Origin of the sequence: Paenibacillus sp. FSL P2-0173, assembly GCF_038008045.1 — a bacterium.
GTDB classification, from domain to species: Bacteria; Bacillota; Bacilli; order Paenibacillales; family Paenibacillaceae; genus Paenibacillus; species Paenibacillus polymyxa_B.
Map to the genome: position 1 here is coordinate 1,803,806 of NZ_JBBOYK010000001.1, position 15,584 is coordinate 1,819,389.

Annotated in this window: 12 protein-coding genes; 1 reads left to right on the forward strand and 11 read right to left on the reverse strand. The window is 46.3% G+C overall.

Annotation, left to right across the window (positions count from 1 at the left end; genetic code table 11):
- Window positions 1–47: 47 nt before the first annotated feature.
- The 9 genes from MKX30_RS07895 to MKX30_RS07935 form a co-directional block, all read right to left on the reverse strand.
- Window positions 48–1,346, reverse strand: coding sequence for an NCS2 family permease (locus MKX30_RS07895; protein ID WP_023989918.1), 1,299 nt, complete (start codon window positions 1,344–1,346; stop codon window positions 48–50).
- A 174-nt stretch (window positions 1,347–1,520) separates the two neighbouring features.
- A complete protein-coding gene (locus tag MKX30_RS07900; protein ID WP_013311554.1) occupies window positions 1,521–2,270 on the reverse strand; it encodes a tRNA threonylcarbamoyladenosine dehydratase in 750 nt (249 codons plus the stop codon).
- 142 nt (window positions 2,271–2,412) lie between these two features.
- Complete coding sequence (aspS, locus tag MKX30_RS07905) at window positions 2,413–4,191, reverse strand: aspartate--tRNA ligase (RefSeq protein WP_023989919.1); 1,779 nt, start codon at window positions 4,189–4,191, stop codon at window positions 2,413–2,415.
- Window positions 4,192–4,275: 84 nt separating this feature from the next.
- Entirely contained in the window at window positions 4,276–5,520 is a 1,245-nt protein-coding gene (gene hisS / locus MKX30_RS07910; RefSeq protein ID WP_023989920.1) for a histidine--tRNA ligase, read from the reverse strand.
- A 690-nt stretch (window positions 5,521–6,210) separates the two neighbouring features.
- Window positions 6,211–6,681 carry a hypothetical protein gene (locus tag MKX30_RS07915; protein WP_028542430.1) on the reverse strand — a complete coding sequence of 157 codons (471 nt, stop codon included), beginning with the start codon at window positions 6,679–6,681 and terminating at the stop codon, window positions 6,211–6,213.
- Window positions 6,682–6,743: 62 nt separating this feature from the next.
- Window positions 6,744–7,250: a type 1 glutamine amidotransferase domain-containing protein gene (locus tag MKX30_RS07920; RefSeq protein ID WP_013311559.1), complete on the reverse strand. Its 507-nt coding sequence runs from the start codon at window positions 7,248–7,250 to the stop codon at window positions 6,744–6,746.
- Window positions 7,251–7,481: 231 nt separating this feature from the next.
- Complete coding sequence (locus MKX30_RS07925; RefSeq protein WP_023989922.1) at window positions 7,482–7,643, reverse strand: hypothetical protein; 162 nt, start codon at window positions 7,641–7,643, stop codon at window positions 7,482–7,484.
- 119 nt (window positions 7,644–7,762) lie between these two features.
- On the reverse strand, window positions 7,763–8,209 hold the full coding sequence (gene dtd, locus MKX30_RS07930) for a D-aminoacyl-tRNA deacylase (RefSeq protein ID WP_023989923.1): 447 nt from the start codon (window positions 8,207–8,209) through the stop codon (window positions 7,763–7,765).
- 136 nt (window positions 8,210–8,345) lie between these two features.
- Window positions 8,346–10,523, reverse strand: a complete 2,178-nt coding sequence (locus tag MKX30_RS07935; protein ID WP_025720225.1) for a RelA/SpoT family protein — start codon at window positions 10,521–10,523, stop codon at window positions 8,346–8,348.
- Window positions 10,524–10,792: 269 nt separating this feature from the next.
- On the opposite strand from MKX30_RS07935, the gene uraA reads away from it, so the two are divergent.
- The gene (gene uraA / locus MKX30_RS07940) at window positions 10,793–12,103 is read left to right on the forward strand and encodes a uracil permease (protein ID WP_209943391.1); all 1,311 of its coding nucleotides are present in this window, start codon (window positions 10,793–10,795) and stop codon (window positions 12,101–12,103) included.
- 482 nt (window positions 12,104–12,585) lie between these two features.
- On the opposite strand, the gene MKX30_RS07945 is transcribed toward uraA, so the two are convergent.
- Both MKX30_RS07945 and recJ read right to left on the reverse strand, forming a co-directional pair.
- Window positions 12,586–13,098: an adenine phosphoribosyltransferase gene (locus tag MKX30_RS07945; RefSeq protein ID WP_028542428.1), complete on the reverse strand. Its 513-nt coding sequence runs from the start codon at window positions 13,096–13,098 to the stop codon at window positions 12,586–12,588.
- A gap of 69 nt (window positions 13,099–13,167) precedes the next feature.
- Window positions 13,168–15,564 (reverse strand): single-stranded-DNA-specific exonuclease RecJ, encoded by a 2,397-nt coding sequence (gene recJ, locus MKX30_RS07950; RefSeq protein WP_076157653.1) that lies wholly within the window; start codon window positions 15,562–15,564, stop codon window positions 13,168–13,170.
- Window positions 15,565–15,584 lie beyond the last annotated feature (20 nt).

Here is a 15,584-nt window from a genome sequence, read left to right on the forward strand (position 1 = left end):
CCCGCGCTCTGCGCGGGTATGAACAGTACAATCTATCTTCGAGTTTACTACACCAGAGAATGAAGCACAAAGTTAGCCACAAACAGTACAGAAATGATATATAATGCGACAGGCACTTCCTTGCCCCGTCCTGCTGCCAGCTTGGCTACGGGGTATGCAATAAAACCAAATGCCATCCCGTCTACAATACTGTAAGTAAAGGGCATCATTACCATGATCAGAAATGCAGGAAACGCTTCAGTAAAATCACTGAAATCCATCTCTCGCACATTTTGCACCATTAGACCCCCAATGATGATCAACACGGGCGCAATGGCACTGTCAGGAATATAAGCCAACAGTGGAATAAAGAAAAACGTCGCCCCGAATAAAATAGCAGTTACCAGCGGTGTCATTCCCGAGCGTCCCCCCGCTGCAATACCAGCCGTCGATTCCGCAGCGGCTACCGCCGGACTGCTGCCCAAAATACCGGCAAAGATATTGGTTACAGCCAACACACGCAAGCTGTTTTTAAATAAATCCGGTCTTCCGATCATGTTGGTTTGTGCAGTAATCATACCAATATTCTCGAATAGTACAATGAGTAGGAGCAAAAAGACAGCGATCCAAAAAGCTACCGAGACAATGCCTGAAAAGGAAAGCTCTCCAAACAATTGCCCATACTGTCGCACCGTTTCAGAGGTTCGTACCGTGCTTGTAGGCTCTACAGCTCCCAGTATATAAGCAAGCCCAGTTCCCGCCAAAATGCTAATTAGTAAACCTCCCTGAACGTTACGCACAAACAATACAATAGCGAGCAGCAACGTTACACAAGCCGTAATTACCTTGGGATCATTAAAATGGCCAATAGCCACAAAAGTCGTCTGATGAGCAATCACGATGCCGCTTTTTTGCAATCCGATAAAGGTTAAAAACAAACCAATGCCTACCGTAATTCCGTGCTGCAAATTATGGGGAATCGCTTGGCTAATCAGCTTGTACAATGATGTAAAGGCCACAATGGCGAATAAGATCCCTGTGATGGCAACCACCATCAACGCTTCCTGCCAACTCAGCTTCATAGAATGTACGAGCGTATAAGTGAAAAAGGCATTAATCCCCATCCCTGGTACAACGACCATTGGAGATTTCCCACCAAAAGCCATAAGCAGGCAGCCAATCATTGATGTCAGCAGTGTCCCGAGCATCGCCCCTTGGAGAGGAATCCCGGCATCTGCCAAAATAGTTGCATTAACCATAACAATGTATACAACGGAAAAATAAGAAATGGCCCCAGCGGCTAATTCCTTTTTCCAATGATGCTCGGGCTTGAAACCGAGACTTCTGGACCACAGTCCATCCTTCATACCAAAACCCTCCAGCAAGTTGTTCAATCTGTTTGCAGTAAGCTGCGCTTTTTCAAAACAAAAAAGAGCTGTAGCAACTGTGACACAAAGGATGTGATGCACAGAACTACAGGTCTTAAAGTGAATACATACTGATGTAAATCTACGAATGAACTGCCATGCTATTTTTGCAACTTACACACCAGCATGTTCTAACAAATCCTTCACGGCTACACTAACCATGATCAGTCCTGCTACCGGAGGTACAAATGCATTGCTTGCAGGCGGCTGCTTCGCCTTCCGGATTTCAGGTGCGTTTGCAGGTACAATTTTTTTTGTAATTTCTTCACGTGGCTTCATTGGTTCTTCATCGGAGAATACAACCTTGACGCCTTTGGTAATACCTTCCTTGCGCAACTTGGTGCGGATGACACGGGCAATCGGGTCCATTCTCGTCTGGGAAATATCTGCAACTTGAAAACGACTCGGATCCATTTTGTTCGCAGCCCCCATACTGGAGATCATCGGAATCCCCCGTTTCAGGCATTCCTTAATCAAATGAATTTTGTAAATAATCGTATCCGAAGCATCCAGCACATAATCCAGTTCGTACTTGAACAGCTCCTCATATGTTTCTTCCGTATAAAACATGTTCAGTGCAATCGCTTCACATTCAGGATTAATCAGCTTCACACGCTCTACCATCAGATCAGCCTTTTTTTGGCCTACCGTCGTTGTCAACGCATGTATCTGGCGATTAATATTGGTGATATCTACAACATCTTTATCAATCAAAATGATACGTCCAACACCCGTGCGCGCCAGCGCTTCCACTGCAATCGAACCGACACCGCCGATACCCAGCACGGCCACCGTGCTATTTTTCATAACCTCTAGACCTTCAGTTCCGATGGCCAATTCCGTTCGTGAAAATTGATGCAACAATATGGTATATCCTCCCTCACTGATTTAAACTCTATGCCTGAACTCCAGCATACAAACCACGAACCCATTATCCATATGAGGGTAACGGGTTCATGGCATTCTATAAGCTATCTCATGCCAATGGATGGCACTTGCAAACGTCTTAAGCTTTAGGAGCAACAGGCTTCGGAGCAATACGGATATGAAGCTGTTCCAATTGAGCTTGATCTACTTCGGCTGGTGCATCCATAAGCAGGTCTGTCGCACTAGCTGTTTTCGGGAATGCAATCGTTTCACGCAGGTTTGTACGACCTGCAAGCAACATCACGAGGCGGTCAAAACCGAAGGCAATACCACCATGTGGAGGCGTACCATATTCGAACGCATCCAACAGATAGCCGAATTTATCAGTAACTTCTTCCGGCGCCAGGTTGAGAGCTTTGAACATTTTCTCCTGAACATCACGTTTGTAAATCCGCATCGAGCCGCCGCCCACTTCGTAGCCGTTCAGTACGATATCATAGGCTTGAGCACGAACTTGACCTGGATCGGTATCCAAGAGGCCAAGGTCTTCGTCCTTCGGACGGGTGAACGGATGGTGTTCCGCCACATAACGTTTTTGTTCTTCGTCATAGCCGAGAAGCGGGAAGTCTACAACCCAGGCAAATTTGAATTTGTTATCGTCGATCAGTCCCAAATGACGGCCAATTTTCAGACGAAGTGCGCCCAATACATCAGCAACTACCTTTTTATTATCCGCAGAGAAGAGTAACAGATCGCCTTCTTCGGCTCCTGTGCGCTCCTTCAATGCTTCGATTTCTTCCGGTGTGAAGAATTTAACGATAGGCCCCTTGAATTCGCCTTCCTTCACTTGAATCCAAGCCAAGCCTTTAGCTCCATAGCGTGCAGCGTAAGGACCCAGGTCATCAATCTCCTTACGACTCCAAGTGCCACATCCTTTGGCATTGAGGACTTTTACTTCGCCACCCTTTTCAATTACGGAAGCGAATACTTTTACACCACTAGTTGCCACGATATCATTGACTTTAATCAACTCAAGGCCAAAACGCAGGTCCGGCTTGTCCGAGCCGTATTTGTCCATCGCATCAGCATGTGTAATCCGTTGGAACGGTGTTTCCAGTTCTACCCCAACGGTTTCTTTGAACAATTTCACCATAAGACGCTCCATCATTGGCAGCAAGTCATCCTGTTGCATGAAGGAGGTCTCGATGTCGACCTGCGTAAATTCAGGCTGACGGTCAGCACGCAAATCTTCATCACGGAAACAACGTGCAATTTGGTAGTAGCGCTCCAGGCCACCCACCATCAGCAATTGCTTGTACAGTTGTGGCGATTGCGGCAAGGCGAAAAACTCACCTTCATGCACCCGGCTAGGTACCAGATAATCACGTGCGCCCTCTGGGGAGCTTTTCGTCAAAATTGGTGTTTCCACCTCGACGAACTCTTCTCCGTCCAGGAAGTCACGGAATATTTTTGCTGCTTTGGAGCGCAGTTTCAACGTCTGGTACATTTCCGGACGACGCAGGTCCAAATAACGGTATTTCAAACGCAGAGACTCGTCCACTTCTACACCATTTTCAATGAAGAACGGAGGTGTTTTGGACGCATTCAATACTTCAATTTCAGTGACACGCACTTCAATTTCACCTGTTGGCAGGTTCGGGTTAATCGTTTCTGCATCACGCTTAACAATAGTACCGGTAACCTCAAGCACGTATTCACTACGAACACGATCCGCAATTTGCAGTGCGTCACCGGAATATGCCGGATTAAACACAATTTGTACAATTCCGCTACGGTCGCGCAGGTCAATAAAAAGTACGCCCCCCAAATCACGACGGGTTTGTACCCAACCGTTCAATGTAACTGTTTCTCCGATATGCGCATGAGTCAATGCGCCGCATTCATGACTCCTTTTCATAATACACACTCCTGTTTATGTTTAGTAGTTAATGCTATATGACAACCAGAGGAAGCTCCACCGATTGATGTTACACCATTTTCTTTAGCCTAATTCTTCCACCAGCTGATCCAGTTTAACGGTACGCTGCTCGCCAGTTTCCATGTTTTTCAGTGCGATTTCACCTTGAACCAGCTCATCCTCACCCAGAATCGCAGTATACCTTGCTTTAAAGCGATCGGCTGATTTCATCTGCGCCTTCATTTTACGTCCCAGATAATCTCGCTCCGCGGAAAATCCGGCTTGACGCAACTTGAATAGTTGTTTGGTCACTTCTGTTTCTGCTGCTTCTCCCAATGCTACCATATAGATATCTAACGGCTTGGCTTCGTTCAGTTTGACACCTTGATGTTCCAGGATCAGCTGAATTCGCTCCAGTCCAATGCCAAAACCAATGCCCGGCTGATCCGGTCCGCCCAAATCTCCAACCAATCCGTTGTAGCGGCCGCCTCCACCGATCGTATCTATGGCACCAATTCCTTCAGCTTTGAATTCGAACGCTGTCAACGTATAATAATCCAGCCCCCGTACCAAACGCGGGTTAACTGTATATTCCACGCCCATGGCATCCAAATTTTGCTTCACTTTCTCAAAGTGTGTGCGAGATTCCTCGTCCAAGCTATCCAAAATCGAAGGTGCACCTCCAAATTTGTCCTGGTCATCTTTGCTATCCAGCACTCGCAGCGGATTACGCTCAATGCGTGCTTGGCTCTCCTTGGTCAACGTATCCTTAATTGGCATCAAGAAGTCCACCAGATGCTGACGATAAGCTGCCCGGCTGGCTGCATTACCGACGGAGTTAATCTCCACCTGTACTCCTTTCAAGCCCAGCTCACGGCAGAATTGATACCCGAAAGCAATAACTTCTGCATCCAACGCCGGATCGACCGCACCAAATGCTTCAATTCCAAATTGGTGAAACTGACGCTGACGCCCAGCCTGTGGACGCTCATACCGGAACATCGGGCCGATATAATACAGCTTAGTTACATCCGGCTCCCCGTATAGTTTGTTCTCCACATAGGAGCGGACAACCCCTGCTGTTCCTTCCGGACGCAAAGTCATGCTGCGCTTCCCTTTATCCTCAAAAGTATACATTTCTTTTTCCACCACATCCGTCGTTTCACCCACACCTCGAACGAACAAATTCGTTTGTTCGAACATTGGCGTACGAATCTCTCGGTAATTAAAGCGGCGGCTAATCTCACGGGCTTTTTCCTCGACAACTTGCCACTTTTCTACACTGCCCGGCAGCAAATCCTGTGTTCCTGTCGGTTTTTGAAAGGCCATTAACGTATCCCCCCATCGTTGTATTTCGTATTGTGCACTTTCTTCTTGCTCCACTTTCAATATAAAACAAAAAATCCCTCGTCCTGTTAACATTAACAGGGACGAGGGATTGTCGTTTACAATCACCCGTGGTACCACCCACATTCCGGAGTTTGCCCAGACAACCAGCATAAGAATCACTCATTGCCCGTCAGCATTATGCTGACTCCGCTCATACGTATAACGCCCGTAACGCGCAGTACGGCTATTATGCAGGACCATCCACTGTAGGCACAGTTGCAATGCACTTTCAGTAGGGTTTCCTCAATTGTTCGCCGCCTGTTCTCGGGGAGGTCATTCATCCGCTCATCAAGGGAATTTTTACAGCCTGGAAATTCCTCTCTGCGCTTGTGGGTTCGGAGTACTTGGTCCCGTCATCAAATCATTTTTCATTATTTTATGATTTTAATGAACCGCCTCGACAAAGTCAAGACATTCTCCCTATAATCGGACAAATAAGGCTTATAAAAAGAAAATAACCTGCGGAAACGGTCCGCAGGTTCAAAAAGATATATCAAAAGGGGGTCATGCTGTTATTATAAACAACGAATATTAAGGAATGATGTTTCGAATATTACAATTGTATTACAGTCACTCTTTTGTAGCTAAATTTCTCAAGTATCGACAATCTCTTGTGTCGCGCTCTCAGCTTTAATCCAACTGCGATACATATCCACGATTGGAACGTAGCTTATAAATGACCTCATCATAATCGGCGTCATTCACCTTTGCTGATAATACATACCGCAATTCATCTTGATCACCGTTAATATACACATCTGTCGCACGGAGCAACCCTCCATCATGATTCGTTGTTCCGTTCCGATCTTCATCCAGATCCCTTTGGGCTGAGCCAGAGTTAATCTGGTCATCCTTCGCATCTGGTAGAATATTCTCGCCATAAGCACCCGCCGCAGGGATTGCCGCACCCGCAGAGCCTCCTGTGCTCACAGAGCCTGTATTGTTATAGGGGACCAGCGGAATTAAAACTCTCGTCTCCCGGCCGAGCGTATCACCCAAAGCACCTACTTCCAAATGTTCGGTTCTATAAGCTTGAAGCGAAGCTCTGGCACCCTCAGCTTCATCTTCTGTGCGAAAATAAGCCTGAATCTGTTTTGCCATTTCAAATCCTCCTCGTTTGGGAATTGTACTGGCATTAATCTAAGAAAATATTCGTGTTCAAATTACAATACTTTTAATAACTCACGCACAAAGGCAGGCTCATCCTTAGGGGTCCGAGACGTAATAAAGTTACCGTCCACAACCGCCTCTCGATCCTCAAAATGAGCACCCGCATTAATCAAGTCATCTTTCAATGGAGGATAAGCTGTAATCGTCCGGCCCTGTAACAAATCAGCACTCGCCAAAATTTGCGGCCCGTGACAGATAGCGCCTATCGTTTTTTTGGACTCATTAATTTCAGTCACAAATTTCAGAACATTTGCATCCAGTCGTAGATTTTCCGGGGAGGATCCGCCGGGAATAACAACTGCATCATAGTCACTTGATTTCACATCTGCAATGGCTTTTTCAATAGTGTAGCTTGCTTTACCTTGCTTACCGCTCACTTTCTCACCTTGCTTCAGCCCAACAATATCTGCCTCATGTCCAGCCTTTTTTAATTCATCATAAGGTACCTTCATTTCGGAATCTTCAAATTGGTCAGCCAATAAAAATGCAATTTTACTCATTAATGTTCAGATCTCCTTTCCGGTTATCCTCAAAACAAGTTTAAAATTAAGTTTGTTTGTCTACCACACTTTGTTATTACCCGCTTGATCAGTTTTTATAACAATTCGCAGCGGTGGAAAAGAAAAAGGAGCCTTTCGGCTCCTGCACTAATTCAATGCTACATATTTTGTTTTTGACCTCTTTGTGCTGTTTTCGGGTAGAACCTCATTAACGCTCCATTTAACCCGATGTTACCTGCGCGGCAAAGCACCGCGTCCCGGCTTGTCGATGGCTGTTGCAACATGCTGCAATAACGTATCAGCATTACGAGTAAGGCTGATCGCCTCCTGCATACTACCGGGAAAAAGCAGCACAGTGCTTCGATGCCCGTCCATTTTTGGGGTTTGACGCATAGCTTCGTCTCTCCTGTCACCCTTAGGCTATCCGCCTGGCTAATCACCAATCAGGATGACATTATGGTCCCTCTGAACAGCTATTTTATTCTACTCAGATCACGCCATGAATGACATAGTTACGAACGTTCGGTATCCAAAATCAGTGTCACTGGGCCCCAGTTCGTCAATGAAACATCCATCATAGCCCCAAAAATTCCCGTTTCTACCTCCAGGCCCTTGGCTCGAAGCTGACTGTTGAAGAAATCATACAGCTTCTCCGCTTCCTCTGGTTTGGCCGCCCCCATAAAGTTAGGCCTTCTTCCTTTACGGCAGTCACCATACAACGTAAATTGAGAGACAGACAAAATGGCTCCACCGACATCCAGAACGCTGTCATTCATTTTACCTTCAGCATCCTCAAATATACGTAATCCCGCTGTTTTATCCGCCAAATAAACGGCATCGGCTGCTGTATCTCCCTGACCAATACCAACCAGCAGCATTAATCCGGTTCCAATCTTGCCGACCACCTTTTGATTCACCGTTACCTGAGCGTCTTTACAGCGCTGAATAATGATCTTCATCGCCTATCCGATATCTCCTTTAACCTTCCCTTTTAAAAGGTCTCACAGCCGTATTACGGCTCTTTTAGCAGCCTATGGGTCTTTCTACCCAAGATGTGTTACAAAGGCTATAAACCTATCTGTACGCTTAATAAGGTTATTGCATAATCCGATGCACAGTGTATACATCCTTCACCCGTTTAATCCGTTCGACAACAGAATGCAAATGATCCGTGTTGCGAATGAGAATTGTGATGTGAATCATCGCCATTTTATTTTTATCTGTACGACCTGTAACGGCCGAGAAGCTGGTTTTGTTCTCAGAAATGGCCTGAAGCACTTCATTCAGCAAACCGTTGCGATCATGCCCCGTAATCTCAATATCGACGCTGTAATTGACTTCCGCTGCTTCTTCCCACTCCACTTCAATCACGCGCGCCTGATCTTCGCCCGTACCCGAAGGAATATTCGGGCAATCCGTCCGGTGAACGGATACGCCGCGTCCACGTGTTACATAGCCGATGATGTCATCTCCCGGTACGGGATTACAACATCGTGCAAAACGAACGAGTAAATTATCGACGCCTCTGACGCTGACACCGTTAGTCGGTGTTTTTTTCCGTTCGCCCTGCGGCTTGTACTCCTTGACCTCAGTCGTCAATTCGATCAACCGTGCCTCTTCTTGTTCCTTACGCAGCTTCTCTGTCAAACGTGTACAGACCTGCGCTGCGGTTATACCACCAAAACCAATCGCAGACAGCATATCTTCGGAATCGTTAAAGGAGAACTTCTGTGCCACTTCCTGAAGCTTGTCGTCGCTCATCCACACCGATGGCTCGATATCACGTTTTCTTAGCTCACGTTCCAGATTTTCGCGGCCTTTTTCAACATTCTCCTCACGCTTTTCTTTCTTGAACCATTGTTTGATTTTACTGCGCGCGTGAGAGGACTGAGCAATTTTGAGCCAGTCCTGACTAGGTCCATAAGAATGCTTGGACGTCATAATTTCGACAATATCACCGGTTTTAAGTCGATAATCCAAAGGTACGATTCTTCCATTTACCTTAGAGCCAATCGTTCGATTGCCAACTTCGGTATGAATACGGAAAGCAAAGTCCAGCGGAACGGATCCGGCCGGCAACTCAATGACCTCTCCCTTAGGAGTAAACACAAACACAAGGTCTGAGAAAAAGTCCATTTTGAGCGATTCCACAAATTCCGACGCATCCTTCGCCTCATTTTGCAGCTCCAGGATTTCTCGAAAAAAGGTGATTTTATCCTCAAAGTTAGTGTTGTTTGCTCCGTTGCCTTCTTTATAGGCCCAATGGGCCGCAATCCCGAATTCAGCAGTACGGTGCATATCCACTGTGCGAATTTGTACCTCGGTAGGCTCCCCGTTGGGACCTACTACTGTCGTATGAAGGGACTGATACATATTGGCCTTAGGCATAGCGATATAATCCTTAAACCGCCCCGGCATTGGCTTCCACAACGTATGGATAATCCCCAGTGTGGCGTAACAGTCTTTAATGTTATCCACAATAATTCGAATCGCCAGCAAATCATATATTTCATTGAATTGCTTGTTCTTCGTCGTCATTTTTTTAAACACACTGTAAATATGTTTAGGGCGTCCAGACAGATCAGCCTGAATGCCCATCTCTTCTAGCTTCTCTCTGATACGCTGTATGACATTATCAATAAACTGCTCCCGCTCGGCCCGCTTCTTATGCATCAAATTAGCGATGCGATAATACTGCTGAGGATTCAGATAGCGTAGAGCAATATCTTCCATTTCCCATTTAATAGCTGAAATACCCAGTCGATTCGCAACCGGACAGAAAATCTCCAACGTTTCATAAGCAATCCGACGCTGGCTTTCCTCTGACTGATATTTCAAAGTACGCATGTTATGCAGACGATCTGCTAACTTAATGACGATGACACGAATGTCCTGCGCCATAGCAATAAACATTTTTCGATAATTTTCGTTCTGTTGTTCTTCCTTGGAACGGAACTGGATACGCTCCAGCTTCGTCAGACCATCGACAAGCATCGCACATGTATCGCCAAAATGCTCGCGAATCTGCGCCAAAGACACCGTCGTATCCTCCACAACGTCATGTAAAAGAGCGGCGATAATGGAGATGGTATCCATCTGCATATTAACGACGATATCAGCAACCGCAAGCGGATGCAGAATATAAGGTTCACCGGACTTACGAGTCTGGCCGGAATGGGCCTGCTCGGCAAAATCATAGGCGTCCCTGATGCGGATAAGATCTGCTTCTCTGGTATAGGCCCCGGCCTTTTTAAGTAATTGCTCTATCCCCATTCTGCTCTATTCCGTGTCCTTTCTATGCAAAATGGAACCCGCCGATCAATGTCGCGCAAAGGTTCCCTTTTAAAAGTGATTTCCTACAATTATGACGGTTAGCACGTCGCACGTCAACTATTACAGGTTTGGCATTGTCGCATTATTCTGTCACACATGGATAAGTAAAATGAGGATTGTTGACGAAATGAAACGAATTATATTGAAAAAATTACGAAAAGTAATTAATGTATATAAGAATAATTGAAAGAACTAAGGAGTGAACTGCGTTGCAACGCGAAATTCAAGTTAATGAAAAGCTATCGGCAGGACCCGGGTTCCTGCTCAGCGTACAGCATTTGTTTGCCATGTTTGGCAGCACTGTGCTGGTGCCGAATATTTTCGGCGTCGATCCCGGCATGATTTTGCTAATGAACGGTATTGGCACATTGTTGTACATATGGATCTGCCGCGGCAAAATTCCCGCCTATCTCGGCTCCAGCTTCGCTTTTATCGCTCCCGTCAGTCTTGTGCTTAAAAACAATCCCGGCGGCAACGGCTATGCTATGGCTCTCGGTGCTTTCATCGTTACAGGTATTATTTTCTGCCTCGTCGCACTGGTAATCAAATATGCCGGAACCCGTTGGCTGGACGTCGTTTTTCCTCCAGCTGTTATGGGCTCCATCGTAGCCTTAATCGGTCTAGAACTGGTTCCGGTTGCAGCAGGCATGGCAGGCATTATCAATGCCGATCCTACTAAAGCCTGGACTCCAGATCCCAAAACGATTACTCTTTCGCTCGTTACACTCGGGGTCACTGTTCTGGGTGCAGTGTTGTTTCGCGGGTTTGCCAAAATCATTCATATTCTGATCGGTATCGTAGTGGGCTATGTGCTTGCTTATTTTATGGGCATGGTCAATACACAGGCCATTGCAGACGCTCCTTTTTTCGGACATCCTGCAATTACCACTCCAGTTTTTAATACCTCTGCTATGCTGACGATTCTTCCTGTTGCTCTGGTTGTCATCGTAGAGCATATTGGTCACTTACTTGTGACTAGCAACATTGTCGGGCGCGAGTTGTCCAAAGATCCTGGTCTCCATCGCTCACTGCTGGGTAACGGTATTTCCACCGTCATTTCCGGTTTTGTCGGTTCTACACCTAATACGACTTATGGTGAAAATATTGGTGTCATGGCATTAACTAAAGTGTACTCTGTATGGGTCATTGGCGGAGCGGCTGTCATTGCCATCTTGCTGTCCTTCTCAGGCACGTTCTCAGCGATTGTTTCTAATATTCCAGCTCCAGTTATGGGCGGCGTATCCTTACTATTATTCGGTGTCATCGCTGCCTCCGGTCTAAGAATCTTCGTTGAGCAAAAGGTGGATTTCGCCAAGCCAACCAACATGCTGCTTGCGACCATCGTGCTTGTTGTCGGAATCAGTGGTACTACGCTCACTTGGGGTGCTGTAACCTTGAAAGGTATGGCATTGGCTACAATCATCGGCATCATCCTCAGCTTGTTCTTCAAGCTGATTGACGTGCTCGGCTGGTCCAACGATAAATCGCAGGAACCTTTAACCGAGAAAATACCAGATTGATATCTGTTTTTAAACTTTGAAACGCCGCTCCATGTTAGTTATGGGTCAACACGCTCAGAATGTATAGACAAGCGTGTAAAGATCCATATCTCATGGAGCGGCGTTTTTTTATGCACGGCCTTTTTAAAATAGATACTCCTTCATCCATCTTCAGAGCACCCCATCCAAGTCAGTTGCAATAACTGCTTTAACCCTCGATAAGCAACGAGCAGCATTTTTGACTTATTTCCGTATCTAGCTTCTGCTTAGCAAAAAATAAAACAAAAACTGATTGAAATCAGTATGACCACTATGCTCCTTATGACCACCTCTGCTCCTTTTTTTATTGTTCATAGACATTTACGAAATTTTTTCATGCCTATTTTCCAACAAAGAAACAAAATAGTCCGATGGAGCAACTCTTTAGATAAAGAGATGTTCCATCGGACTATTTAGGCGATCCGCACATAATTATTTCCCGGGAAACCCGGGTTTCAAAATACTTAATACGTAATCAGGGTGAATACATCTACATCAGTCAGTTTCGCCCGACCGTTTAAGTCAGACAGCTCGATAAGAAAAGCAGCCCCTGCCACATTACCACCAAGCTGGCGTACCAAGTTCACGGATGTAGCAATAGTTCCACCTGTAGCAAGCAGGTCATCAGCAATCAGAACATTTTGGCCTGGCTCTATAGCATCCTTATGCATCGCCAGCGTATCTTTACCATACTCCAAACCGTATGCTTCCTCAATGGTTTCCCCAGGGAGCTTGCCACTTTTACGGATGGGAATAAAACCAACACCAAGCGCATAAGCCAAAGGAGCACCAACAACGAACCCACGTGCTTCTGGCCCTGCAATCAAATCAATTTTCAAATCCGATACCAGTTCCTTCATATCGTTGATAGCCTTGCGGTATAGTTCACCATTTTTCATCAGGGTCGTAATGTCCTTAAAACTAATCCCTGGTTGTGGAAAATCGGAAATCACCCGAATATATTCTTTGTAGTCCAACTTAGTTCCTCCTACTGTAAACTTCAAATTAGTATATACATTTTACAACATAAATTGCGAAATAGTATCTCAAGACGCACCCTTCATAAGCGACATAATCCAGCTCGTCATCTGGGTAGTGTCCGCATCCAACAAGTACTTCTCCATCTCAGCCATATTATACAATTCCTGATATCGTGGAGAAGCTGTTAAATCCCGCTTAGGCGGATTGGATACAAAACAGAATTGACCATCTGTACGCGTCATAAACTCAAGTTCTTCGAAGATGTCCAACACTTTGGATAACATGCGTACTGAACAGGAGCACTGTCGGCTAAGAGCAGGCAGCATTGCTTTTTCATCAACAGGCTGTGTCCCCATTCGGGAAAGCACAACGTAAATACGCTTGAACAGCTCTCTGTCGGGGCTTACGAGTCGACCGCCACGCTCACTGACCGAATGAAGGAGAAATACGTTCTCTACATTCTCAAAGGTAGACCATAATGCCTGAAACTGATCCGGTGTATCCGGCGGCTCTAGTACGAACAGCGACTTTACAGAGTGCTGTGCATCTCTTTGACCATCACTGGGAATAACGCTGCCATCTTTATCGTACAACCATAAGGATTCAGCATCCACGGAGCCCGAGGGACGAAGCCTAGATGACGGGTGGATCAACACCGCAACGTCTTTCTTTCTTTCCTCTATGCGTGGATGAAAGATCTTGAGTCCCCGCTCTAATTCGGCAAAAGGGTCCGACACTCCACGATAATCAAAAATTTGCGGCTCCTGCACTCGAATGTCCTGCATCATTAGCTGGAGAGACCTTTTACCGTTCCATTCGTTAATTGACAATTCACCCAGCAGATCTATCTCCGTTTGTTGCTGTAAAAAATCAGCCAAATCGCCACGACGGAAGGCAATCGCGTCCAGCGATAAACCGTTCTGCTCCAGCAAGAGCTTCACATGATTTTTCTCACGTCCCATTTTACGAGCTTCACGCAATTGCAGTCCCTGTAATACGAATCGTGGAGAAGGATTCCCCATACCAAAAGGCTGAAGCAACTCCAGTTCTTCAACCACTTGCAAAGATACCTCGTCCAAACGACAGACCATATCAGCTTCAGCTACAGGAATGAGATCTTCTGGTGTCAGAATGGAACCCGCATAGCGGTTCAGCTGCTCTTCAAACAATTCCAGATTGTCACGGGACAGCGTCATACCCGCAGCCGAAGGATGACCCCCAAAATGCTCCATAAGCTCATGGCTGTCCGTAAGAGCACTGTAAATATCCAATGCAGGAATAGAACGGGCAGAACCTTTGCACATGCCTGTCTCAGCATCTATACCAAGAATAATGGTCGGTCGATAATAACGATCCAATAGCTTGGATGCCACAATTCCGACAACGCCGACATTCCAGCCTTCACCAGCTAACACAATAACTGACGGAAGCTTGCCTCCATTCAGTTTGGATGCCAATTGTTGCTCGGCTTGCTCCACAATACGTTCGACCACCTGTTGACGCTCACGATTGAGCAGGTCCAGCGCATGCGCAAGTTGATCTGCTTCTTCCTCTTTTTCTGTCGTCAGCAGAGAAACTGCTCGTCCCGCATGATCCAAGCGCCCGCTGGCATTAATCCGCGGAGCCAATGCAAATGCGATGTTGACTGAAGTCACTGTAGATATATCCACGCCCGCTACATGGAGCAACGCACGAATACCCGGAAATGCAGAGTTTCTCATGGATTGAATCCCTCTGCGTACCATCGTCCGATTTTCACCATGTAGTGGCATCAGATCGGCTACCGTGCCGATAGCGGCGATTTCAAACCATTCCTCCGGCACCTCACCCAACAGCGCCTGGGCGAGCTTCAGGGCAACACCAACACCTGCAAGACCTTTAAATGGGTATGGGCAACCGGGTAGCTTCGGATTAATCAAAGTATATGCCTCGGGAAGTACAGCAGGCGGCTCATGATGATCCGTCACAATAACATCTATCCCCAAGGAAGTTGCATAAATAATTTGCTCTACTGCACTAATTCCCGTATCTACCGTAATGACCAGCGTAACTCCCTGCTGATGAGCCCAATCAAGGGCATGATTATGCAGACCATATCCCTCATTAGAACGATGGGGAATATAAATATCATAAGAAGCCTTCAGAAAACGCATGAGCTGAATCATCAATGATGTACTGGATACGCCGTCCGCATCATAATCGCCATAGATTAATATATGCTCGCCACGTTCCAGAGCCTGGCGAATTCTCGGCACGGCTTCTTTCATACCAAGAAGCAGAAAAGGGTCGTGTACATCGTCCACACTTCCGTACAAAAAGCGGTTTGCTTCCCCGGCGGTAGTGACGCCCCGGTTCACTAAAAGCCGGGACAACAATGGTGAAATCCCCAGTTCTTCTGTCAACAGCTGAGCCGCTTCCAGGTTAGCCTCTGGGGTCTTCCATCTGTACTGCGAATGAAGCAATCCTATTCACCTTTCTTTCA